Genomic DNA, 22,981 nt, shown 5'->3' on the forward strand with positions numbered 1-22,981 from the left:
TTTAAAAAAACCCGTGAATCAATTTGCAAAAATAAGCCTGCGAAGTTTATTTTTTTTACCTTTAAATGTTCTTTTATTTCGCGGAGAAATGTTGCACATTCCGGGAGTGTAGAATTGATTTTTAGTGCAGTATTCTTCCGCATACTGCTGTTGTATATCGAAACAAATAATTTTTAGTGCTGTAACAAACCCTGTTTTTCAAATGGCAGCCATAATATAAAATAAAAAAATGAACTTAAATTTATCAAAGCCTATTGTATTTTTTGATTTAGAGACTACAGGGGTAAATATAGCAACGGATAGAATTGTAGAGATTGCTGTTTTAAAAGTATTTCCCAATGGGAACAAAGAGAGTAAAACGTGGTTGGTAAATCCAGAAATGGAAATCCCGCAAGCATCTATTGATGTACACGGGATTACGAATGAAAAAGTAGCCTCAGAGCCTACATTTAAAATGTTGGCACAAGAAGTAAGTAAATTGATGGCAGGGTGTGATTTGGCAGGCTTTAATTCAAATCGTTTTGACATTCCGTTGTTGGCAGAAGAATTAATGAGGGCAGGAATTGATTTTGATATGAAAGGTAGAAAAGCGATTGATGTACAAGTTATTTTTCACAAAAAAGAACAACGAACGCTAGGTGCTGGTTATAAATTTTATTGTGGTAAAGAATTAGAAGGAGCACATGGGGCTGCAGCAGATACCAATGCAACCTATGAAATTTTAAAAGCGCAACTTGACACCTATGCTGATCTTGAAAATTCAGTGGCTGCTTTAAGTGAATTCTCTACACACGGCGTTCGCGCCGATTTTGCAGGCTTCATATTAATGAATGATGCGCAACAAGAGATTTTTTCTTTTGGAAAACATAAAGGGAGAACAGTTGAGGAGGTATTTAATGAGAACCCAGGATATCACAATTGGATTCAAAATGCAGATTTTCCACTGTATACAAAAAAAGTTTTAAAAGGAATAAAAGAAAGAATGACAGCGCCAAAAGCTACGATGTCAGACAGTGAAAAGTTGCAAGCACTGCAACAGAAGTTTAACTTGAGATAAACATTACGGCTATTTAAAGAATGCTTCTTTTTAACTGTATTAATTAGATAAAAAATAAAATATGTTTACCCAATATAAAAATTTACCTAGCAATTCTCGTGTTTGGATTTATCAAGCAGACCGTGCTTTTACATCTGAAGATCTTGAATTTATAACCAGAAAAGCAGAGGATTTTATCAATCAGTGGACACGCCACGGAGACGATTTAAAAGGTTCCTTTACTATTAAATACAACCAGTTTTTAGTGCTAGCAGTAGACGAAAGTTTTAACAACGTTTCGGGTTGCTCTATAGACAGTTCTGTGCGTTTTATACAGGCATTAGAAAAGGAACTTCAGTTAGATTTAATGAATAAAATGAACATTACTTTTAAAGATAATGAGCGCATTAATCTTGTAAAATTAATTGATTTTCAAAGGTTTGTAAAAGAACAAAAAGTAACTGCAGATACCATTGTTTTCAACAATATGGTACAGACAAAAGCGGCGTTAGATGCCAATTGGGAAGTTCCCGCAAGTGAAAGTTGGCACAAGCGCTTTTTAGTTTAATGATCGTGCGGAAAATGTAAAACCAAGTATTGAAAAAGAGAGGTCTAGGGTTGAAATAATGTCTAGAAATATGCAGAATAAAATATGAAGAAAAACCTATGTTGGCTCTTTTTGAGCAGTTTTATTTTTAGTAGTGTAGCGCAAAAAAAGGATCCTTTAAGAACTGCGGATTTTCAAGCACAAGAAATTTGGGTCGATAGTATTGCAAATAGGATGTCTGTAGAAGAAAAAATAGGACAGTTATTTATGGTACAGGCCTATTCTAATTTAGAAAGTGAGCACCAAGAGTTTATTACTGAAATGATTGCTAAATATCATGTGGGGGGGGTGATTTTTATGCAAGGAACTCCAAAAAAACAAGCCCTCTTGAACAATGGGTATCAGGCAATATCAAAAATACCGTTACTCATAGGTTTCGACGGTGAGTGGGGTTTAGACATGCGATTAAAGAATACGTATCGATTTCCATGGAACATGACGTTAGGTGCTATTCAAAACAATGCGCTCATCGAGAAGTTTGGACGCCATCTGGGTCAGCATGCAAAAAGAATTGGAATTCATGTCAATTTTGCTCCTGTAATTGATATCAATGTAAATCCCGAAAACCCGATTATTGGAAATCGATCTTTTGGCGAGAATAAAGTAAATGTAACCGAAAAAGCAATTGCTTTTATAAAGGGAATGCAAGGAGAAGGGGTTCTTGCAAATGGAAAACATTTTCCTGGTCATGGTGATACTGCTGCAGATTCTCATCACATGTTGCCTTTATTGAATTTTAGTCGAGCACGTTTAGATTCCATAGAATTATATCCTTTTAAGAAGACTTTTGAAGCAGGTTTAACAAGTGTAATGACCGCTCATTTAAACATACCAAGTTTAGAGCCAGACGTGAACTTACCAACATCGTTGTCTAAAAATGTGGTTAGCAATTTATTGCAAGAGCAGCTGGGGTTTCGAGGACTTATTATTACAGATGGACTGAATATGAAAGGGGCGTCAAATTACGCAAATTCTGCAGCAATCAATTTAGCAGCGATAATAGCAGGAAACGATTTGCTATTAATTCCCCAAGAAATACCAGCCTCTATTGCGCTAATAAAGGAGGCTTTGAATTCTGGATCGCTATCGCAAGAAAGGATAGACTTTTCTGTTCGAAAAATTTTAAAAGCAAAATATTGGGCAGGATTGCAGAAGTACCAGCCGATCATATTAGCAAACCTTATTGAAGATTTAAATCGCAAAGAAGATGAGGTACTGCACAGAGAATTAGTAAAAAATTCACTTACCTTAATAAAAAACACACGCGCTATTTTTCCTGTCAGAAACCTAGACAAGCAAAAGATTGCGTATGTTAAATTGGGAGATGCAGAAAATGACGCCCATGTGAACATGCTTCGAAATTACGCTGAGATCACAGTGATTTCTGATGACAATTTAAAAGGACTTATCCAAAAGCTAAAACCGTATAATTTAGTGGTTATCGGCTTTCACAAATCAAATGCACATCCTTGGAAATCATATAAATTCACAAAGGAAGAATTGTCTTGGTTGCAGGGGATTTCTAAAAAAAATAAGGTTATTTTAGAAGTATTTACAAGTCCTTACAGTTTGTTGCAAATAAAGAATTTTAAGAATATTGAAGGAATTGTTGTTTCATATCAGAATAGCAAATTAGCACAAGAACTTTCAGCGCAGCTATTATTTGGTGCAATTGAATCCAAAGGGAAACTGCCTGTTTCTATAGGTGCAACGTTTAAAGAGGGATTTGGAATTACAAGTACAGATTTGAAAAGGTTTCAGTACACAATTCCTGAAGCGGCTGGGATGTCTACTCAGAAGTTAGCGCTTTTAGATAAAATAGCCGATACTATTATTTCTGAAGGAATGGCTCCTGGTTTTCAGATTTTAGTGGCAAGAAATGGCAAAGTAGTCCTGCAAAAAAGTTTTGGGTACCATACCCAAGATAAAATAAAGAAAGTCAGAAATACAGATTTGTATGATGTAGCTTCACTTACTAAAATCTTAGCAACATTGCCACTATTAATGCAAGCAGAAGAAGAGCACAGAATTTCGGTAACAGATCAGTTGGCAGACATACTTCCTTTTTTCAAGAATACGAATAAGGCAGAACTTACGGTGAAAGAAATGCTCTCGCATACTGCGAAACTAAAAGCTTGGATTCCTTTCTATAAAGCCACACAAGACAGCATCACAGGCGAAAACTTATCGAACTATTATCGCACTGAAAAATCCAAAGAGTTTCGTACGAAAGTAACAGAAAATTTATTTTTAAAATCTAATTATAAAGATAGTATTTATAAACAGATAGCCTTGGCAGATCAGCGAGAAGAGGCAGGCTACAAGTACAGTGACTTGGGATACTATCTTTTTAAACAAGCTTTAGAAAATAGTTATAAAAAAGCATTGAATATTTTAGTGGATGTCAAGTTTTATAAACCTTTGGGGGCGCACAGGATAGGGTATTTACCTTTAGAGCGATTTGATAAACAGGAAATTGTACCTACGGAAAAAGACACGTATTACAGACATCAATTATTGCAGGGAGATGTGCATGATATGGGTGCTGCCATGTTGGGTGGAGTTGGTGGTCATGCAGGTATATTTGCCAATGCAAATGATGTAGGTAAAATAATGCAGTTGTATTTGCAGAAAGGTTTTTATGGTGGAAGACGTTATTTAAAAGCGGAGACTATTGATAAATTCAATCACAGGTATTTTTCTGACGACAAGGTGAGAAGAGGTTTGGGGTTTGATAAGCCACAGTTAGATCCTAAGGTGATGGCTACCTGTGGATGTGTTTCTGATGAAAGTTTCGGGCATTCTGGTTTTACTGGAACTTACACTTGGGCAGATCCAAAGAGTGGATTGGTCTATGTGTTCCTTTCGAATAGGGTGTATCCAAATGCGGAGAATCGAGAATTGATTGCGCGTAACATGCGCACCAAAATTCAACAAGTGATACAGGACGCTATTATAGAGGAATAAGCTTTTAGGGAAGTTTTAAATATTTTTCAATGCTCGTAATCTTCTCAATTCAATTCTCGGTGTTTTTTTGCGTTTGTAGGCGTACATTTTACATAGATTAAAATTAACAAGGCAGAGATGGTTAGGTAAAAGAACCCCGCAATATTTCCTAAAAAATGGCACATGATCCAAGTTTGCAAAGCATAAGAGAAACCAAATAAAACTAAATTTAGTCCAAACCTAAAAGTATCTATAAATTCGATCTCTTTAATTTTTCCCAGTGCTTTTTTCCAAATAAGATACGGCACAATGCTATTCAGTTTTATCAGGTAAAGAAGTGGTTTTAATACATTTCTTTGGGGTGCTTTTTCAGGGGGGAAGTTCTGCGTTCTAATCATTTCATTAATTTCTGCTACTGACGTAAAATCAACACGGGCCTTGTTGAGTTGCTGTAAGGTACTTTCGTACTGATGGTCATCGGGAATATGTACACTGAGCGTTTTTAGTTGCTTAGATACTTCCTCTTTTAATAGTTGTACAGATTTTGGCAACGGATGCGATTCATAGATCGTTCTTGAGGCAATAGGTACCCCGTAATGGACGCTTACTTTTGCAGGAAAGTCAGAAAGATGCTGATAGGTAACCCCCACTGGAATTACTAAAACCTCCAAGTCTTTGTGTTTTTCTAAGGCGCCAAAAACAATTCTAGTAAATCCTTTATTTAACAGTCGAATGGTTCTTCTTTTACTGTGACTTCCCTCGGGAAAGATCATTAAGGTTTCCTTTTTTTTCAAAATGGCATGACATTTTTCAAAGATTTCTTGGTTGTTGGCAAGCTGCTGTATGCCGTCTCTAATTCTAAAAATAGGCATTAAATACAGCGAGGATAATATTTTTTTTATAATGGGATGCTTGAAAGAAGCTGCACGTACTAAAAAATGATTTTGTCTCTTATTCGTGGTGGTAACATACAATGGGTCTATTAAACCATTGGGGTGATTTACAACAAAGATAACAGCACCTTTTTTTGGGATATTTTCCTTTCCTACGACGGTTATTTTTTTAGAATAGAAAAATAAACTCAACTTTATGATACTCCATACAAGTGTGAACCAAATTTTTTGAATCATCAATTATTTTTTTTAATTAAAATTTTTATGTTTTGCGTTCTTCTCCAGTAGCTTGCTAGAAGTATTCCAGAAAACACATCCCAAATCCCCCAAAAAGCTGCAAGTAAGGCCATGCCCCCTAAACCTTGAAAAAAACCAAAAATGAGTAATAAGCCCAAGCCACCATTTTGTATTCCGGTTTCCATGGCAATTGTTTGGGTATCTTGATGGTTCAGGCCGAAACTTTTAGCAGTATAAAAACCGAGTACAAAAGCAAAAATATTATGGAAGATTACTAAGAATATAACATGGTGAATGTGATTTGCAAATACTTTTAAATTTTGAGAGAAGGCGATTCCAATAAGTACAATAAAAACCAACATCGAGAGTGGTTTTAATTTTTTCTCTATTTTATGAGCAATTTTCGCATGGTAGTGTTTTAGAAGCATACCAAGAACTAGTGGGACTCCTAAGATTAAGGAAACGAGTTTTAGTAAGGAGATCCAGTTTAGAGATACTGTTTCTAAAATTGCATTTGTAGGTGGATATAAACTTCCCCAGAACTGTAAGTTAAACGGGGTCATAAAAATGCAAATTAGTGTTGCGAAAGCGGTCAAACTCACTGATAAAGCAGCATTTCCTCCAGCCATTTTACTAAAATAATTAGAGACATTTCCTCCCGGGCACGCTGCAATCATGATCATTCCTAACGCAAAACTGGGATGGGGTTCAAGCACCAATACGGCAATAAACGTAGCTGCGGGCAATAGAATAAATTGGGATAAAACACCAACTAAAAGTATTTTTGGCTTTTTTAACAACCGTTTAAAATCATCGACAGAAATTCCCAAAGAAACCCCGAACATAATGACGGCAATTGCGATATTTAGAATCCATAAACTATTTGCATCGAAGTTTATTTTGATGTCATCAATAGGTATGGTTGCGTTAGTTTGTAAAAGCATATTCAATTATGTTTGCACCCATTTTTAATGCTTTTTCGCGAACTTCTCTTGGGTTTTTGTGCACTATTTGGTCTTCCCAGCCATCACTTAAATCTGTCTCATAGTCATAAAAAACAAGTAGTCGTCCTTCATAGAAGAGACCAAAGCCCTGTGCTTTTTTATTATCATGTTCGTGAATTTTAGGCATTCCATCAGAAAATTTAAAAGTTTGATTGTAGATGGGATGCGTGCTGGGTATTTCAGTTAATTCCAATTCTGGAAACACTTTTTTAAGTTCTCTTTGGATGTATTGGTTTAGACCATAATTGTCTGAGATGTGCAAAAATCCACCAGAAATTAAGTACTTTCTCAGGTTTATTACTTCTTCATCAGAGAATACAACGTTGCCATGTCCTGTCATAAATACTAAGGGAAAATTGAAAATTTCGACGCTATTAACGGCGATACTCTGTGGGTTTTTAGAGATGCTTGTGTTTAGATTTTTGTTTGCAAAGTTAATTAAATTTGGGATGGCAGTTGGGTTGGCATACCAGTCTCCACCGCCATTATATTTTAAAATAGCAACATCTTGTCCATTGGTCGCGCCGAAGGAAAAAATAAAAAATAAAAATACTAGTGGTTTCATCGTTATTTATAAATGCAAAGTAATGAATTACTCATGGATAAAAGAAACAATATTTACAGCAACTATTCCTGCCGTTTCTGTTCTGAGTCTGCTTTTACCTAAAGAGATCGGTTTGAATTTTTTATCCAATGCTTTGGCAATCTCATCCAAAGAAAAATCACCTTCTGGTCCAATTAAAATGGTAATTTTTTCAGAAGTTTGTACTACCGATTTTATGAAGTTTTTTTCTTGGTCTTCACAATGCGCAATGCAAATGGTTCCGTCAAAATCTTGTTTTATAAAATCGTTAAATTTTATAGGCTCATTTATTTTTGGAAGCGTACACTTTAAAGATTGCTTCATCGCAGCCTGTATAATTTTTTCAAATCGGTCTATTTTTACATACCTGCGTTCTGAATTGCTACAAATAATTGGAGTAATTTCATCAATGCCAATTTCTGTAGCTTTCTCTAAAAACCATTCAATTCTGTCATTGTTTTTAGTAGGTGCAATTGCGATATGAAGAGAGTAGTTCCACGGTTTTGGTTTCTCTTCTGCCTTGATAATTTTAGCAGTGCATTTTTTGTCATTTGCAAAACAAATTTCAACATCAAATAAATAACCTTTTCCATTGGTGATTTTAAGAATATCGCCCGTGGTTTTTCTCAATACACGCACAATGTGTTTACTCTCAATTTTATCGAAGGTAATTTCTGTTGTGTTTATCGCAATTTCTGAATTGTAAAATAGTTGCATATGTAGCTGAGTTTTATTTTTTTATCGTGTCGTTTTTTGGTCTTGGCAACTGTTATGCTCAATATTTTTGCGATAGGTTCTTCTTCTTTTGTGTGTGATAGGGTCAAATTTCTCCCATAATTTTTTAATGGCTTCATTGTCCTCCAACTCAGGTGTTCGGATGCAATTCTCGATTCCCAACGGCGCAAACGTTTTGGTATATTGATCAAATATAATAGCATGCACACCTTTATTTTGATATTTGGGAGTCACGCCAATTAAATAGAAAGTAACTTCTTTAGCATGTTTTCTGGCTTTTAGCAAGTGGAACAGTCCAAATGGAAATAATTTTCCTTTTGCCTTTTGTAAAGCCTCCGAAAAAGAAGGCATTACAATAGCAAAGGCCACTAATTTTTGTTCTTTGTCAACTACAAATTTTATATATTCAGGGTTGATAAATGAGATGTATTTTTTTTTAAAAAAAGCAATTTGGGCTTTGGAAATGGGAACATAAGAGGACAGTTTTGAATAGGATTTATCAAATACTTCAAACATCTCTTCTACATAGGGTAAAATATCTTTTGTTTTTGTAAAATCTAAAGCAGTCAGTTCAAAACGTTTTTTAATAACGTTGCTTACACGGTCAAAGTAAAAACCATCTACATTTTTAAACTTAAATTTATTTTCTGAATATTCTTTCTCTTTTACAAAGCCTAGTTGTTCTAAATGTTTTTGGTAGTAGGGATAATTATACCATGTAATCATGGTCCCTATATGATCAAAACCATCTATTAAAACGCCTGTTTTATCTAAGTTGTTAAAGCCAACAGGGCCTTCGATGTAAGCTAACTTATTTTGGATGCCAATTTCTTTAACTTTTTCTATCAGCATTCGTGTAACTTCGAGGTCATCAATACTATCAAACCATCCAAATCGTATTTTTTTTATCTGTTGTTTTTCAACTTCAAACCAATTAATAATGGCAACAATTCTGCCAACAATTTTGTCCGCTTTAAGGGCAACAAAAAATTGTGCATCCGCATCCTCAAAAACCGGATTTTTCTTTGGATTAAAATTATCAATTTCATCTTGAATAATGGAGGGTACCCAATACTTATGGTTGTTATATAATGAAAAAGGGAAAGTAACAAATTGTTTCATCTCCTTTTTAGTTTTCATTTCTTTTAGTGTAATCATCTTAAAAAGTCAATTCTAATTAGGGCTATTTTTATGAGGATACCAAAAATCGAGTTTAAAAACAGATTACTTCGCCAAAAGAAATCTTTTTTTTTATTTAAATACTGCTGGTAGAGCCCTATTTGTAGTTGTCCTGATGCCTATCAATTCTGTAAGACAGGCCTAAACTTGAATAAAAACCGCTAGCTTCTCCCTCAAAAAGTAACCTTCCAGCAGTATAAATTTGAAGATTTTTGTTGAAGAGGTATGCCAAGCCCAATCCTAAGTTTGTATTATTTTGATTTTTTTGAAAGACTGTTTTATTTTCAAAAAAAAGGGAATAGTTATGCTGAAAGCTCTGCGTTATTGTCACGATATGTATGAACTCAGAGACGTTCGTTCCAATCTTATCACAATAAAAATTATTGATAATCGTAAAACTACTGGAAAGATTGTGTTGTAGTAAAACACCTATTTTTGGGGTAATACTTCCGGATCCATTTATTTCATTGATGACATCAGTATTCATTCCCAGAGAGACACCAACACTCGGAATCAGTCGTTTGCTGTCAAATGCATTTCTTTTTTTCCAACTTCTGATTTCTTTAGTTCTGTCTTGGAACTCTTGATGGTGTATTAAATATTTTGCGCCGATGGTTAATTGATCAGAACCACCGTTATAAATTACCTGATCTTTTTGGTACTGTACTTGTGCGTTGAATTCTAATCTTTCTGAGAAAAAACTAGTCCTAAATCGTAAGTCTGCACCGCCGTATTGTTCCATGGGAAAATTAGGAGCTAAGCGAATACTTCTTAAAAAAAAGCTATTTTCAAATTGATAAATTCCGCTTCCTACACCATAGGGACTCTCAGAAAAACCAGGTTGATTCGAATTTATCACCTCTGTGTATTGGGCTAAAAAAAGGGGAGTGCCTAAAAAAAATAGGAGTGTACTCAATACTAATTTTTTCAAATGAAATCGTCTCGAAAAAGGGGGGTACTTTAATTTTAACATGCGACACAAACATAGGACAAAAAAGCTATTTTATTTATTTAAACAGGACTTTTTTAGGTTTAAGAAAATTTTATAGCTTCACAACGTTGCAATTGTGCTCAAAGTGTTATTTTTGAGTGATTTTTTTAAACAAAGCTATGTTCCTGGGATTATTAAAAACCATTTCTTATCTACTACTTTTTTACTACGGATTTAAGTTCCTAGCAAGATTATTTGCGCCATTCTTAATAAAGAAAGCTACGGATACTATTAAGAAAAAGGCAGCACAGCAATATGGCGGCCAGCAAAGACGGCAGCAAGAGGAAGCTGTTAAGGAGGGCGAAACCATAATAGATAAGAAGCCGGGTAGTGCCCAAGAAAGTAAAAAGTCTGTTGGTGATTATGTCGATTTTGAAGAAATTGATTAATTAAATGCCAAGGGGAATCAACTATAAATATGAGCACAGTGAAAATTACTAAAATATTTCCATACATAGTTGCAGTTGGTTTATTTGTATTGGCATCGGTTATTTATTTTCATCCAATTTTAAACGGAAAAAAGCTACTGCAATCAGACATTACTCAGTTTAGAGGAATGGCAAAAGAAATTAGTGACTACAGAACCGAAAATAATGCAGAGCCTTACTGGACAGGCGCTTCTTTTAGCGGGATGCCGGCATATCCGATAAGCGCGTATTATCCCAATGATTTTGTACGAAGTCTAGATCAGGCCTTGCGATTTTTACCCAGACCCGCAGATTATACTTTTTTATATTTTTTAAGCTTTTTTGTGTTAATGATGGCCTTAAAAGTAGATTGGAAATTGGCAGTATTAGGCTCTTTAGCCTTTGGTTTTTCTACCTATTTAATTATTATTTTTGGGGCCGGCCACAACGCAAAGGCCCATGCAATTGCATACATGCCGTTGGTTTTAGCAGGGGTGCTATTGGTGTTTCAACGCAGATTTTTGATCGGTTTTATAATTACAGGAATCGCGATGGCGTTGGAAGTATATACGAATCATATTCAAATGACGTATTACCTTGGTTTTTGTTTATTAATTCTTGGAATTGTAGAATTTGTAAACGCGATTAAGAAAAAAAAATTAAGGATGTTTACAAAACAAGCATTCATTATCCTGTGCGCTATTCTTTTAGGAATTGGAGCCAACGCTCCTCGCTTACTGGCAATGAAAGAATATTCAGAGCACAGTACGCGTGGAAAATCTGAATTGACTCTAAATTTAAACGGTTCTAAAAAAGAACTAACATCCGGATTAAATTATGAATATATTACGCAGTATAGTTATTCCAAATTAGAAACTTTTAATTTGTTTATTCCCCGTTTTATGGGTGGTGGAACAATAGAAGAACTAGGAACAGATTCTAACTTTTATCAGTTTATAGCAGCGCGTGCAGGAAAAAAAGCAGCGTTGGAGTATTCAAAACAAGTCTTAACATATTGGGGAGACCAACCAATAGTAGAAGCGCCAGCATATATCGGTGCTGTTATTTTCTTTCTCTTCTTCTTAGGGGTGTTTTTAGTAAAAGGAAGGTTGAAATACTGGTTGGTAGCAGCTACTGTTTTTTCAATACTTTTAAGTTGGGGTAAGAATTTTGAAGGCGTTACAAACTTTTTTATCGATTATGTGCCGCTGTATAATAAGTTTAGAGCAGTTTCGTCAATACAGGTGATTGCAGAATTATGTGTGCCAATTTTAGGTGTTTTAGGCTTGAAAGAATTCTTCTCAAAGGAGCGATTGATAACAGAAAAGCAGGAAGCTTTAAAGAAAGCAATGTTGTTCTTTGGTGGTTTAATTATTGTTGGTTTTGGACTTGCACATATCTTTGGTGCATTTGAAGGGTTGAGAGACGCACAACAGTATAGCGAGATTCCTGGGTTTTTAGAGGCCGTAATTGCGGATCGAAAAGACATGCTTTTTTCTGACTCTGTACGTTCTTTGATATTGACCGGTATCTCGGGCTCCATTTTATGGCTGCTATTGAAAAATAAATTAAAATCTTTTTTGGCTATTTTAGGGATTACAGCGCTCATTTTATTTGATTTAATTTCCGTGAATAAAAGATATGTAAATGCGGATGATTTTAAATTGGCGAAAAAAATTGAACGGCCCTTTGAAGCATCCATGGCAGACAAAAGCATCTTAAAAGATAAAGCGCATTTTAGGGTCATAAACTACACGGTAGATCCAATGAATGACGGCAGCACTTCTTATTTTCACCAGTCTATTGGAGGGTATCACGCAGCTAAATTAGGAAGGTATCAAGAATTGTTTGATTTTCAGATAGCAAAGAATAACATGCAAGTTTTAAACATGTTAAATACAAAGTATTTTATTGTTGCAGATCGTGAGGGAAATGTGGAAGCGCAGCAAAATAGAGCAGCAAACGGGAATGCTTGGTTTGTAGAAAAAATAAAGGTCGTAGCCTCGGCAGATGAGGAAATAGCTGCATTGGATTCTTTAAATACAAAGAGCGCAGTCGTCATAGATCAAAAAGAATTAAATCTTTCCGATACTATAAATGCTGTGAATGTATCAATTGCACAAGACACTACGGCATCCATCCTTTTGACAGATTACAAACTAAACTTATTAACCTATGTAGCTAGTGTAGCAACTACACAGTTTGCGGTATTTTCAGAAATTTTTTACAAAGAAGGATGGAATGCCTATTTAGACGGTGAACTGGTACCGCATTATCGCGTAAATTACGTACTAAGAGGCATGCAGGTGCCTACGGGAAATCATACAATTCATTTTAAATTTGAGCCAGCAGTAATTGAACAGGGGCGTGTTTTTTCTCTTATTTCTTATGCGCTTTTATTATTGATTTCTATTGCTTGTTTTTTCTATGATAAAAAAAAGAAGTCAATAGCATTAAAAAACTCCTAAAAAAAAGTAGACCTTCGTTTCTAACGAATGCTAGAAACTGAAACAATTTTTGTAGCGCGGGTGTGAACAAAAAGACAGATGTGGAGATGGATGTTATAAATATCGGGGCTAAATTAAGAATGCTTTGGAGTGTTAATGGTATCGTTTTTGGATTAATAAATTGGGTATGAGAATAGGAATGATTTTAGATGCTGTTTTTCCTCCGGATCCGCGTGTAGAAAACGAGGCAGTTTCTTTAGTAAAAGCGGGTCATGAAGTATTCCTTTTTTGCTTACACTATGGTGAACAAAAGAAATTGGAAGTGATTCATGGAATTCAAGTTAAAAGATATCTTTCCAATAGATTAGAGTATAAACTATCTGCGCTAGCCTACACAATTCCTTTGTATACTTTTTTAATGAAGCGCAAGATTTGTCAATTTATTAAAGAAAATAAAATTGAAATTTTGCATGTACACGACATGCGAATTGCGGACGCAGTTTTTAGTGTCAATAAAAAGAATGGTGTGCCAATCGTCCTTGATTTACATGAGAATAGACCTGAAATTATGCGTTTTTATCCGCATTTAGTAAAGTTTCCAGGTAAATATTTGATTTCTCCAAAAAAGTGGAAAAGTAAAGAAGAAAAATTTATTAGAAAAGCAACCAAAGTAATCGTTGTTACTTCAGAATCCAGAGTGGAAATAACAAAAAGAATAGCTGTGGATGTTGACAAGATTGTTGTTGTACCCAACACTGTAAGAGAAAATTTTTATCTCAATCCAAAGGCAGATCCTGAAATTATTCAGCACTATTCAAAAAGTTTTGTTTTGCTTTATATTGGAGATACAGGACTTCGAAGAGGCTTAGAAACCGCTATAAGGTCAATAAATTTACTTCGGGATAAAATCGAGAATATTAAGTTGGTTATTGTTGGTAAAAACACAACCGATTGGATTTTAAAAAAATTAGCAAAGGACCTTGGGGTGGAGGCATATATAGACTTTTTAGGATGGAAAGACCAGCATTTGTTTCAGTCGTACATTTTATCGAGCTCTATTTGTATCTCTCCATTGCATCGAAATTTACACCACGACACCACCTACGCCAATAAAATTTTTCAGTATATGAGTTTAGGAAGGCCTGTTTTGGGAAGCAATGCAACGGCGCAGGAGCGTATAATTAAAAAATCCAATGCAGGTTTAATTCACCAAGAAAAAGATGTTCAAGATTTTTCTAACAAGGTTTTAGATCTTTACAATAATAAGAGCTTAAGAGAAGCGTTTAGTGAAAATGGAAGCGCGTTTATAAAAAATCAATTTTCATGGGAGAAAACTTCAAAAAAGCTAATACATTTATACGATAATATAAAAAATTGAAAGTACTAATTATTACATATTATTGGCCACCAGCAGGAGGTTCTGGTGTGCAGCGCTGGTTGAAGTTTGTAAAGTATTTGCAAGAGTTTGGCATAGAACCCGTAGTTTACACTGTGGATAACGGAAGTTATTTAAAAGAAGACACTTCCCTTTTAAAGGAGGTGCCTCAAAATATAGCGATTTTAAGGCAGCCTATCTGGGATCCTACATGTTTGTTGTTTTGGAAAAAAAAGAAGCAGCAGGAGCAGGGAATCTCAAATGTAAGTGCAGGTGGATTGCTCTCTTTTATTCGTGGCAATTTTTTTATTCCAGATCCCAAAGTTTTTTGGATACAGCCCTCTGTAAATTACCTTCAAAAGTATATCGACAAGAACCATGTAGATGTGCTTATTTCTACAGGACCGCCGCATAGTATGCATTTAATTGCACAGAAGTTACATCAGAAAAACAATGTAAAATGGCTTGCAGACTTTAGAGATCCGTGGTCAGATTTGTATTATAACAAAGAATTCAAGCAGCTTTTATTTGCGCAAAATAGAAATAAAAAATTAGAAACACTTGTTTTGAAAAGTGCGGATTGTATCCTTACAGTAAGCAGTAGTTTAAAAGAAGTTTTTTTAGAAAGTGCAAAAAGAGTCGAAGTAATTTCAAATGGTTTTGATGACGAAGTGTCTGCCATTCCAGAGATTCGTCTGGACGGTATGTTCTCTATCTCGTATATTGGTTTACTGCCCAAACAAAGCAATCCTATAATTTTATTCAAAGTATTAAAAGAGCTTTGTGATGAAAGTATAGAATTTAGAAAAAACCTACAACTCAATTTTGTTGGAGATATTTCAGAGGAAGTAAAAACGGCTATAAAGGCCAATGATTTAGAACTAAATACAGTGTTTTTGGGGTATGTTTCCCACAAGAGAGCAATTTTATTTCAGAAGTGTTCTCAGGTTTTATTATTATTAATTCCAAATGTAGAAAATAATAAAGGCATCGTAACTGGGAAACTATTTGAGTATTTGGCTGCAAAGCGTCCCATTTTAGCACTGGGTCCAGTGGATGGAGATTTAGCAACCATTTTGGAAGAAACAAATGCAGGTGAAGTTTTTGCGTTTGATGATCATGAGAAGTTAAAATTAGAGATCAAACGTTTGTATCGTGTATATAAAGAAAAAACTTTGTTCATAGCCTCTAGTAATATTGAAAAATATCATAGAAAGGAGCTTACAAAAAAATTAGTATTTGTCTTAAAAAGTTTAATTTCGTAGTATGGGTATTGTATTAAAACAATCTTTCAGGAACACGCTTATTATCTACACTGCTTTTTTAATTGGCGGTGTGAATACCATTGTTTTTTATCCCAGAATTTTAGAATCAGAATTTTATGGGATGGTGGTGTTTCTTTTGTCCGCCTCTAACTTAATTATGCCACTTACTGCCTTCGGTATTCAATATACAATTGTGAAGTTTTACTCTTCGTACGAAAGCAAAGAGCAAAAAGATAAATTTTTATCCTCTGTAATTTTTTTACCTTTATTAATTGCATTCCCCATAGGTTTTTTTTGGGATTACTTTCAAGAGTGGATTATGATGCGAGTAACAAAGGAGAATAAGATTATTGGAAATTATACTTTTTACATTTACATTATCGCTGTTTCTTGCGCTTATTTTGAGCTGTTTTATTCATGGTCAAAAGTCCTCTTTCAGACAGTTTTTGGTAATATTTTAAAAGAATTGTGGAACCGAGTAGTGGTTACGATTTTACTGTCAGCAGTTTTTTTCGGAGTGATTACAAAATCAGAATTTATCTTTTATTTGGCGATAACCTATGTGTTGAGAGCCGTTATTATGATGTTGTATGCTTTTAAAATATATCTACCGAAGTTCTATTTTAAGTTTCCAAATAATTACGTAGAGGTCATTAAATATTCAGGATATATCATTTTGGCGGGAAGTGCTGGGGCAATATTGTTGGATATTGATAAAATTATGATACCAGGAAAAGACACGATAGAACAGGCTGCTTATTACGCAGTGGCGGTATTTATTGGCTCTTTTATTGAGGCTCCGAGTAGAGCAATGACACAAATTTTACAACCATTAACCTCCAAGTCGTTGAATGAATTTAATACCAAAGAGGTGGAAAGCTTATATAAAAAGAGTTCTATAAATCTGCTGTTAGTAGGAGGTTTGTTTTTTATACTGGTAAACTGTGGGGTAAGCGAACTTTTCAAGCTTATGGAAGACAAAGAATATGCTGGAGGGGAATACGTGGTTCTTATGATTTCTTTGGCAAAATTATACACGATGTTTTTAGGCAGTAACGGTGCAATTATTAACAATTCTAAGTTTTACAAAATTACTTTACCACTGGCTTTGGGGATGTCTATTTGTGTGTATTATTTGAATCAATTATTCTACTATAAAATAGCATTCGGAACCGATGGTTTGGCCTTGGCAACGTTAATTACAATATTTATTTTTAACACAGTGAAATTGTGGTTTGTGCATCGAAAATTTGCGATGTCTCCATTTACAGATAAGTCCTGGAAAATGATTACTATTATCTTGGTTTTGTTTGCTGTCTTTTATTTCTGGGACTTCTCTCTTCCTGAGCTTTTGATTTTCGAATTTAATAGCGCACCAATTCTTAACATAGCATTGAAAAGTATTTTGATTTCGGTCCTTTATGTGTACTTGATTTTAAAGCTTAAGATTTCAAATGAAATTACTGTTTTACTTCAGCGGTTTTATAGATAACAGTCAATATAATCTGTGATCATATGCAGTAGTAAAGCGATGCACAGGATTCTTGTTTTCTTAAAAAGCAATCCAAAAGCATAGCAAGCGATTGCAATATACGAGTGCAGTGGATGAAAATTGATACTACATCTTGAGTTTTCAAAAATTGGATTTGCCAATAAATGATCGAGATCTATAAGCATCGAGCATACAAATAGAAGAAATACCTGCTTCCATTTCTTTTTAAAAAAGACAATTGAAATAAAGAGAGGGAGAACGAAGTGGCATCCGTAATGGACCATGAACTTAAGATTCACAAGAAACTAATGGCATTCGGACCTTCCATGAAAAGGAGGTCTAAAATGGATAAATCTGGAATAAATCCGTGTTTTTCATCAAACATTTGAATGTATTGTTTGCACGGTTTTTCTTGCTGTTTCTTTGCGATTGCTAAATTTCGAAAATCTTCTTTTTCGGATATAGGCGCATAGGTGTTGGTCAATTTATAATTCAAATCTAGTTGCAGAGCATCGGAAATAAACAAGAATGTATCCATATTTACCTCGTGCAGATATTGGTATTTTTTATCAAATATAAAAGCAATGTCATCAACATAAAATTCAAAAAACGGTGAATTGCGATAGGCTGTTTTCAAGGAGTTGAAATGTTGTTTTTGCCAGTTACCAATATTTTCTATTTGGGTATCTTTCGTTTTTTTTCGATTCGAAGAAATGGGGTGTTTTACTGGAATATTTAAAAGTTGTTTTCCGTTGGTGTTAAAAATATAACATCGGTTTCTATAGCTTTGCTTTTGATAGTTGTCGTGCATCTCAAACAAAGTTTCTCCAGATTGTAAAATTGCAGAATACTGAGAGATTGGAGAAAAATAAGTAGGTAGAAACAAAGCCATTGTTTATTTTTTAGCCTTTTTTTTCTTCCCATTATAAAAGCTGTAGCCAAAATATAGCACAAGAAGGCCTAAAACATAATATCTATAAGATACTGGAGTGCCTTCTCCGTGCACAGTGGTAAACATTCTGTCCCAACGAATGGATTTTATTTTTTCGCCGAGGGATGCAGCATTTGCATTCCAGCTGAACCAAATCATCACGGGTTTTCCTAAAACATGGTCAAATGGAACATAGCCCCAATAACGAGCATCCAAAGAGTTGTGTCTATTATCTCCCATTAGCCAATAATAATCTTGTTGAAATGTGTACGAGTTGGCCTCGGTTCCGTTAATAAAAATGGTGTTTTCAACAACAGAGAGGTCATTATTTTCGTAATTCTCTATAATTTGTTTGTAATATGGTAGCGATGAAATGTCTAGCTTAACGGTAACTCCAGCCTTTGGAATATAAATGGGACCAAAGTTATCTTGACTCCAATTATTACTTTTGATATGAGGGAATATGGCGATGTCAGCATTAAAGTTTAATTTTTTCACAGAGATTGTTTCTCTGTATTTTTCTAATTCAAGAACTTCTCGGGCTGTTAAATTTATATTTATTTTATTGGGAACAGTCTCCATTTTCAAGCGTCTTGCAAAGTCAGGATTGATGCCACCAGCGACTTCGGTGTACAATGAGTCAGTACCTATTTTGGATAAATTTCCATTCTGTTTTATAGCTTCTTGTACCTTAGAATTGTTCCAGTATTCCGAAAGTATTTTATAGACCCCTATTCTCTCTTTCTCTATAAGAAATTGGGGAAACGTATTACTACTGATAGCAGATTTAGCTTCATATGTGTAATAAAACTGAATTTTCGCCCTGCTCGGAAGCGCATTCTTTTTTCCGTTGAGATAGACGTATCCGTCTCTTATTTCTAGAGAATCTCCTGCAATACCAACACTGCGCTTTACATAATTGGTTTTTTTGTCAACAGGCTTGTAGGTAAATTTTCCGGAGTTGTCTCCCCACATAGTCGCTAGAGAATCTGCAGGCCAATTAAAGCATACAATATCGTTATTTTTGATTTTTTGTAATCCTGGTAATCGAGTATAGGGTAGCTGGGGATTTTTTAAGTACGAGGGAAGCTTGGTTAAAGGAATGGAATCATGTACCATCGGTAATGAAATTACCGAAGATGGGATTCTGGCTCCATAATGGAACTTACTAACAAAGAGGTAATCCCCTACTAATAAGGATTTTTCTAAGGAGGATGTTGGGATTGTAAACGGCTGCATGAAATAAGTGTGAACTAAAGTGGCTGCAATAATAGCAAACGCAATAGAACTTACCCATTCCCCTAATTCTGATCTCGGTTTTAAACTTCTATTAGGATTGTAAGTTAACTCCTTAGTATAATTGATATAAAAAATATACAAGCCTAACGTAGTTAGTACTAATAGTGAATCTAATTTCTTAAAAAAACCAAAAGTTCTAATGGTCTCTATCCAAAGTACAGGAAACATTAAAAGGTTGACAACAGGAATAAAAAGTAAGAGAATCCACCATTTAGGTCTTTTTATGATGTGTAGTAGAACAAGACCATTGTAAACAGGGATCGCTGCCTCCCAGGATTTCCTACCTGCTTTTATATAGAGCTTCCAAGTTCCTAAAAAATGTAAGACTTGAATTAATAGAAAAAAAAGCAACCATTCAGTAAAATTCATAATTATTATATTTAAAACCCTTTGAATTAGGAATTATTTTTTGTTTTTAATAAGGCGCAAAATAAACAAAAAGTTACGGTTTTTAACGGATATTTAACACATCTTTCATACTAAAAACACCGGTTTTATTTAGAATCCATTCTGCAGCAACTACAGCTCCCAAAGCAAAACCTTTTCTGCTATTCGCGGTATGCTTAATTTCAATAGTATCAACTTCAGATTCATACCAAACGGTGTGTGTTCCTGGAACATCAGGGATTCTTTTTGCGATAATAGGTATGTTTTTGTTCGATATTTCTTCACCTAAATTCCAGTTTTCCTTTTTAGAATTGGCAATAATTCCCTCTGCTAATGTAATCGCTGTACCACTCGGAGCGTCTAGTTTTTTCGTGTGATGTATTTCTTCCAACGAAATGCGATAATCCTCTAAACTATTCATCATTTTGGCCAATTGTTTGTTCAACTCGAAAAAAATATTGACTCCTAAACTAAAATTGGAAGCATAAATGAATGCTCCATTTTCTTGCTCACAAAACGCTGTTGCCTCTGCATAGCGCGCTAACCAACCTGTAGTTCCAGAAATTACGGGAACGTTCTTTTTTATGCAATCAGAAATGTTATTAAAAGCCGCATCAGGAACGCTGAAATCAATGGCCACATCTGCCAAGGTGATGTCAATAACATCATTTAGTTCTTTTCTTATAATGATTTCGTGGCCTCTAGAAATTGCAATTTTCTCAATTTCTTTTCCCATTCTTCCATAACCTAATAGTGCAATTTTCATTTTAAAAAGTATATTTTAGGGTAAATCCAATTTTTGGAGCGTCGAACATTATTGGGTCTGGGATAAAAGTAGGTTGGAAAGACAAATTGTCATCCGTGTTAAATTGCAGCAAATGTGCGTTTACACTCGCTTCTACTATCTGTAAAACGTACAGTATTGTACCCCACATTAAAGATAAATCTCTATTTTCTCGCAATTGCTCTTGTGCTTTTTCAAGAGTTTCAAGAGAAACACTAACAACACCTAAGTCATCTGTAAATTCATCTTGGAAGCCAGTTTTTCTTAACTTATATGCAGTTCGAAAACGATTATATTCTCTATTATTCGCTAAGAAAAAGTAGGTGGGAGTTGCTAGTGCGGCCCAGACAATGGGTGCTTTCCAATATTTTCGATTGTAAATTTGTCCCATTCCGGGGAATATCGCAGAATAGAAGGCAGCTTTAGCGGGTGCTAAAGGTTTATATACGCCACCTTGTACAACTAGTTTTTCTTTTACCGTTGTAGAATCTTGTTGGCCAAAAAAATTAAAAGAAAAAAATAAAATTAAAATGGCTGCGATCCTCTTTTTTGATAACACTTATTTTAATAAGTTTTTTATTCGATTAAAATCCTCTTCTGAATGAAAAGGAATGGATATTTTTCCCTTCCCATTGGTGTTTACGGTCACTGCTATTTTATGACCAACATATGTGCTAATTTCAGTAAGACTATTTTTTATGTAGGAGGGAATTTCTTTTTTAATTGGTTTTATGTCAGTGCCATTTTTAAGGTTTTTTACGAAATCCTCTGTCTGCCTCACAGATAGTTTTTCTCGTATTATCTTTTCATAAATAGCCAATTGATCTGATGTACTTTCTACGCTAATCATTGCACGACCGTGCCCCATAGAAATAAAACCATCTCTCATACCTGTTTGTAATATAGGGTCTAATTTTAGCAATCTTAAATAATTCGTAACGGTAGATCTTTTTTTGCCAACCCTCGTGCTAAGGTCTTCTTGGGTCAACTGAATTTCATCAATTAAACGCTGGTACGATAAGGCCACTTCGATAGGGTCTAAATTCTTGCGTTGGATGTTTTCAACCAAGGCCATTTCTAGCATTTCTTGGTCATTGGCCAATCTAATATAAGCAGGAATAGTCGTATTTCCAATTAGTTTTGAGGCTCTATACCGGCGCTCACCAGAGACCAACTGAAATTTATTTCCTTCTAATTTCCGAACTGTTATTGGTTGAATGACACCGAGTTCTTTAATTGAACTACCAAGTTCTTGTAGTGCTTCTTCATTGAAGTAGGTTCTCGGTTGAAATGGATTTACATCAATTAAGTCCATAGCGATTTCGATAATACTGCCGACGAGTTTATCTGCGTGTTCATCGCTAGCTGAATTGATGTTCGGTGCATCTTGCAATAAAGCAGATAAACCTCTTCCTAAGGCTTGTTTTCTAGTTGCTTTTGCCATTTTTTGAATTCTTTTGTAATAATTCTTGGGCTAAATTTAAATAATTTACGGCACCTTTACTAGTGGCATCATAAGTAATTATACTTTCTCCATAACTTGGAGCTTCGCCTAAACGAATGTTTCTCCTTATAATCGTGTCAAATACCATGGAGGAAAAATGTTTTCTAACTTCATCTACAACTTGATTGGAAAGACGCAATCGAGAATCGAACATTGTGAGTAGCAGTCCTTCTATTTCTAGCGTAGGGTTGTGAATTTTCTGAATACTTTTGATGGTATTTAAGAGCTTACCCAGACCTTCTAAGGCAAAATATTCACATTGAATGGGAATAATTACAGCATCTGCCGCTACAAGGGAATTTAGGGTAATTAAGCCTAAAGATGGAGCGCAGTCGATTAAAATATAATCATAATCATCTTTCACTTCGGCCAATGCTTTTTTAAGCATGTATTCGCGCTCTTGTTTGTCGACCAACTCAATTTCAATGGCAACTAAATCGATATGCGCTGGAATGATATCTACATTTGGAGAAGCTGTTTTTACAATGGCCTTTCTTGCAGAGAGGGTATGTTCAAGAACATGATATGTTCCTCCTTCAACAGCATTTACGTCGAGTCCTAAGCCCGAGGTAGCATTCGCTTGCGGATCTGCATCAATCAATAGTATTTTCTTTTCTAAAACACCTAAAGAGGCTGCCAAGCTTATGCTTGTAGTTGTTTTGCCAACTCCGCCTTTTTGATTCGCTATCGCTATGATTTTGCCCATGGAATTAAATTAAATTATCAGTAGGGTAAATTTACATTTTTTATTTGTTCTAAGAATAAAATTTTAGAAACAATATAAAGAGGTAGTACGTGTTTGTTTCTGCTGTTTTTATTGGTCGTTTATATTTTATGCCTTAAAATAAGTTGCGATAAATGAAAGATCTTGTTGTGTTT

At 34.8% G+C, this 22,981-nt stretch carries 21 protein-coding genes; 8 read left to right on the forward strand and 13 right to left on the reverse strand.

Translation table 11 applies throughout. The annotated features are described in order from the left end of the window. Positions 1 to 229 precede the first annotated feature (229 nt). From PI23P_RS07225 to PI23P_RS07235, 3 genes are all read left to right on the forward strand, one after another. The gene (locus tag PI23P_RS07225; protein WP_004570124.1) at positions 230 to 1,057 is read left to right on the forward strand and encodes a 3'-5' exonuclease; all 828 of its coding nucleotides are present in this window, start codon (positions 230 to 232) and stop codon (positions 1,055 to 1,057) included. Between the two features lie 61 nt (positions 1,058 to 1,118). Next, positions 1,119 to 1,604 (forward strand): hypothetical protein, encoded by a 486-nt coding sequence (locus tag PI23P_RS07230; RefSeq protein ID WP_004570125.1) that lies wholly within the window; start codon positions 1,119 to 1,121, stop codon positions 1,602 to 1,604. An 84-nt stretch (positions 1,605 to 1,688) separates the two neighbouring features. Next, positions 1,689 to 4,610 (forward strand): serine hydrolase domain-containing protein, encoded by a 2,922-nt coding sequence (locus PI23P_RS07235; RefSeq protein ID WP_004570126.1) that lies wholly within the window; start codon positions 1,689 to 1,691, stop codon positions 4,608 to 4,610. Between the two features lie 44 nt (positions 4,611 to 4,654). On the opposite strand, the gene PI23P_RS07240 is transcribed toward PI23P_RS07235, so the two are convergent. From PI23P_RS07240 to PI23P_RS07265, 6 genes are all read right to left on the reverse strand, one after another. Continuing rightward, the gene (locus PI23P_RS07240) at positions 4,655 to 5,719 is read right to left on the reverse strand and encodes a 1-acyl-sn-glycerol-3-phosphate acyltransferase (RefSeq protein WP_004570127.1); all 1,065 of its coding nucleotides are present in this window, start codon (positions 5,717 to 5,719) and stop codon (positions 4,655 to 4,657) included. Then, the gene (locus tag PI23P_RS07245; protein WP_004570128.1) at positions 5,719 to 6,663 is read right to left on the reverse strand and encodes a bile acid:sodium symporter family protein; all 945 of its coding nucleotides are present in this window, start codon (positions 6,661 to 6,663) and stop codon (positions 5,719 to 5,721) included. Before PI23P_RS07245 ends, PI23P_RS07240 begins: the two co-directional genes overlap by 1 nt. Further along, positions 6,647 to 7,288, reverse strand: coding sequence for a DUF4159 domain-containing protein (locus PI23P_RS07250; RefSeq protein ID WP_004570129.1), 642 nt, complete (start codon positions 7,286 to 7,288; stop codon positions 6,647 to 6,649). The genes PI23P_RS07245 and PI23P_RS07250 overlap by 17 nt, the downstream gene beginning before the upstream one ends. Before the next feature lie 27 nt (positions 7,289 to 7,315). Next, positions 7,316 to 8,023, reverse strand: coding sequence for a 16S rRNA (uracil(1498)-N(3))-methyltransferase (locus PI23P_RS07255; RefSeq protein WP_004570130.1), 708 nt, complete (start codon positions 8,021 to 8,023; stop codon positions 7,316 to 7,318). A 21-nt stretch (positions 8,024 to 8,044) separates the two neighbouring features. Next, entirely contained in the window at positions 8,045 to 9,199 is a 1,155-nt protein-coding gene (locus PI23P_RS07260; RefSeq protein WP_004570131.1) for a hypothetical protein, read from the reverse strand. Between the two features lie 118 nt (positions 9,200 to 9,317). Further along, positions 9,318 to 10,136, reverse strand: coding sequence for a transporter (locus PI23P_RS07265; RefSeq protein ID WP_238299992.1), 819 nt, complete (start codon positions 10,134 to 10,136; stop codon positions 9,318 to 9,320). Positions 10,137 to 10,330: 194 nt separating this feature from the next. Between PI23P_RS07265 and PI23P_RS07270 the strand changes: the two genes are divergently transcribed. The 5 genes from PI23P_RS07270 to PI23P_RS07290 all read left to right on the forward strand — a co-directional run bounded on the left by PI23P_RS07270 (position 10,331) and on the right by PI23P_RS07290 (position 17,197). Beyond that, the gene (locus PI23P_RS07270) at positions 10,331 to 10,600 is read left to right on the forward strand and encodes a DUF4834 family protein (protein ID WP_004570133.1); all 270 of its coding nucleotides are present in this window, start codon (positions 10,331 to 10,333) and stop codon (positions 10,598 to 10,600) included. A 29-nt stretch (positions 10,601 to 10,629) separates the two neighbouring features. Next, complete coding sequence (locus PI23P_RS07275; protein WP_004570134.1) at positions 10,630 to 13,086, forward strand: YfhO family protein; 2,457 nt, start codon at positions 10,630 to 10,632, stop codon at positions 13,084 to 13,086. Positions 13,087 to 13,252: 166 nt separating this feature from the next. Further along, on the forward strand, positions 13,253 to 14,443 hold the full coding sequence (locus PI23P_RS07280) for a glycosyltransferase family 4 protein (protein WP_004570136.1): 1,191 nt from the start codon (positions 13,253 to 13,255) through the stop codon (positions 14,441 to 14,443). Continuing rightward, positions 14,440 to 15,705, forward strand: coding sequence for a glycosyltransferase family 4 protein (locus tag PI23P_RS07285; RefSeq protein ID WP_004570137.1), 1,266 nt, complete (start codon positions 14,440 to 14,442; stop codon positions 15,703 to 15,705). The genes PI23P_RS07280 and PI23P_RS07285 overlap by 4 nt, the downstream gene beginning before the upstream one ends. 1 nt (position 15,706) lies before the next feature. Beyond that, positions 15,707 to 17,197 carry a lipopolysaccharide biosynthesis protein gene (locus tag PI23P_RS07290; protein WP_004570138.1) on the forward strand — a complete coding sequence of 497 codons (1,491 nt, stop codon included), beginning with the start codon at positions 15,707 to 15,709 and terminating at the stop codon, positions 17,195 to 17,197. Here PI23P_RS07290 and PI23P_RS12755 read toward each other — a convergent pair. The 7 genes from PI23P_RS12755 to PI23P_RS07320 form a co-directional block, all read right to left on the reverse strand. Then, positions 17,188 to 17,481: a DUF6122 family protein gene (locus tag PI23P_RS12755; RefSeq protein ID WP_081439201.1), complete on the reverse strand. Its 294-nt coding sequence runs from the start codon at positions 17,479 to 17,481 to the stop codon at positions 17,188 to 17,190. The two genes, PI23P_RS07290 and PI23P_RS12755, sit on opposite strands and share 10 nt — an antisense overlap. An 11-nt stretch (positions 17,482 to 17,492) precedes the next feature. After that, positions 17,493 to 18,089, reverse strand: a complete 597-nt coding sequence (locus PI23P_RS07295) for a WbqC family protein (protein ID WP_004570139.1) — start codon at positions 18,087 to 18,089, stop codon at positions 17,493 to 17,495. Positions 18,090 to 18,092: 3 nt separating this feature from the next. Continuing rightward, positions 18,093 to 19,796: a signal peptidase I gene (gene lepB / locus PI23P_RS07300; protein WP_004570140.1), complete on the reverse strand. Its 1,704-nt coding sequence runs from the start codon at positions 19,794 to 19,796 to the stop codon at positions 18,093 to 18,095. Positions 19,797 to 19,878: 82 nt separating this feature from the next. After that, entirely contained in the window at positions 19,879 to 20,580 is a 702-nt protein-coding gene (gene dapB, locus PI23P_RS07305) for a 4-hydroxy-tetrahydrodipicolinate reductase (protein ID WP_004570141.1), read from the reverse strand. Position 20,581: 1 nt separating this feature from the next. Further along, positions 20,582 to 21,157 (reverse strand): DUF5683 domain-containing protein, encoded by a 576-nt coding sequence (locus tag PI23P_RS07310; protein ID WP_004570142.1) that lies wholly within the window; start codon positions 21,155 to 21,157, stop codon positions 20,582 to 20,584. Beyond that, the gene (locus PI23P_RS07315; protein ID WP_004570143.1) at positions 21,158 to 22,042 is read right to left on the reverse strand and encodes a ParB/RepB/Spo0J family partition protein; all 885 of its coding nucleotides are present in this window, start codon (positions 22,040 to 22,042) and stop codon (positions 21,158 to 21,160) included. Then, a complete protein-coding gene (locus PI23P_RS07320; protein WP_004570144.1) occupies positions 22,026 to 22,808 on the reverse strand; it encodes a ParA family protein in 783 nt (260 codons plus the stop codon). The genes PI23P_RS07315 and PI23P_RS07320 overlap by 17 nt, the downstream gene beginning before the upstream one ends. Positions 22,809 to 22,981: the final 173 nt, after the last annotated feature.

Origin of the sequence: Polaribacter irgensii 23-P (assembly GCF_000153225.1) — a bacterium.
GTDB classification, from domain to species: domain Bacteria; phylum Bacteroidota; class Bacteroidia; order Flavobacteriales; family Flavobacteriaceae; genus Polaribacter; species Polaribacter irgensii.

What these genes read in the sequence shown, in the direction of transcription:
- PI23P_RS07225 (WP_004570124.1), top strand. Translation starts at nt 230, where the DNA reads ATGAACTTAAATTTATCAAAGCCTATTGTATTTTTTGATTTAGAGACT.
- PI23P_RS07230 (WP_004570125.1), top strand. Translation starts at nt 1,119, where the DNA reads ATGTTTACCCAATATAAAAATTTACCTAGCAATTCTCGTGTTTGGATT.
- PI23P_RS07235 (WP_004570126.1), top strand. Translation starts at nt 1,689, where the DNA reads ATGAAGAAAAACCTATGTTGGCTCTTTTTGAGCAGTTTTATTTTTAGT.
- PI23P_RS07240 (WP_004570127.1), bottom strand. Translation starts at nt 5,719, where the DNA reads ATGATTCAAAAAATTTGGTTCACACTTGTATGGAGTATCATAAAGTTG.
- PI23P_RS07245 (WP_004570128.1), bottom strand. Translation starts at nt 6,663, where the DNA reads ATGCTTTTACAAACTAACGCAACCATACCTATTGATGACATCAAAATA.
- PI23P_RS07250 (WP_004570129.1), bottom strand. Translation starts at nt 7,288, where the DNA reads ATGAAACCACTAGTATTTTTATTTTTTATTTTTTCCTTCGGCGCGACC.
- PI23P_RS07255 (WP_004570130.1), bottom strand. Translation starts at nt 8,023, where the DNA reads ATGCAACTATTTTACAATTCAGAAATTGCGATAAACACAACAGAAATT.
- PI23P_RS07260 (WP_004570131.1), bottom strand. Translation starts at nt 9,199, where the DNA reads ATGATTACACTAAAAGAAATGAAAACTAAAAAGGAGATGAAACAATTT.
- PI23P_RS07270 (WP_004570133.1), top strand. Translation starts at nt 10,331, where the DNA reads ATGTTCCTGGGATTATTAAAAACCATTTCTTATCTACTACTTTTTTAC.
- PI23P_RS07275 (WP_004570134.1), top strand. Translation starts at nt 10,630, where the DNA reads ATGAGCACAGTGAAAATTACTAAAATATTTCCATACATAGTTGCAGTT.
- PI23P_RS07280 (WP_004570136.1), top strand. Translation starts at nt 13,253, where the DNA reads ATGAGAATAGGAATGATTTTAGATGCTGTTTTTCCTCCGGATCCGCGT.
- PI23P_RS07290 (WP_004570138.1), top strand. Translation starts at nt 15,707, where the DNA reads ATGGGTATTGTATTAAAACAATCTTTCAGGAACACGCTTATTATCTAC.
- PI23P_RS12755 (WP_081439201.1), bottom strand. Translation starts at nt 17,481, where the DNA reads ATGGTCCATTACGGATGCCACTTCGTTCTCCCTCTCTTTATTTCAATT.
- PI23P_RS07295 (WP_004570139.1), bottom strand. Translation starts at nt 18,089, where the DNA reads ATGGCTTTGTTTCTACCTACTTATTTTTCTCCAATCTCTCAGTATTCT.
- lepB (WP_004570140.1), bottom strand. Translation starts at nt 19,796, where the DNA reads ATGAATTTTACTGAATGGTTGCTTTTTTTTCTATTAATTCAAGTCTTA.
- dapB (WP_004570141.1), bottom strand. Translation starts at nt 20,580, where the DNA reads ATGAAAATTGCACTATTAGGTTATGGAAGAATGGGAAAAGAAATTGAG.
- PI23P_RS07315 (WP_004570143.1), bottom strand. Translation starts at nt 22,042, where the DNA reads ATGGCAAAAGCAACTAGAAAACAAGCCTTAGGAAGAGGTTTATCTGCT.
- PI23P_RS07320 (WP_004570144.1), bottom strand. Translation starts at nt 22,808, where the DNA reads ATGGGCAAAATCATAGCGATAGCGAATCAAAAAGGCGGAGTTGGCAAA.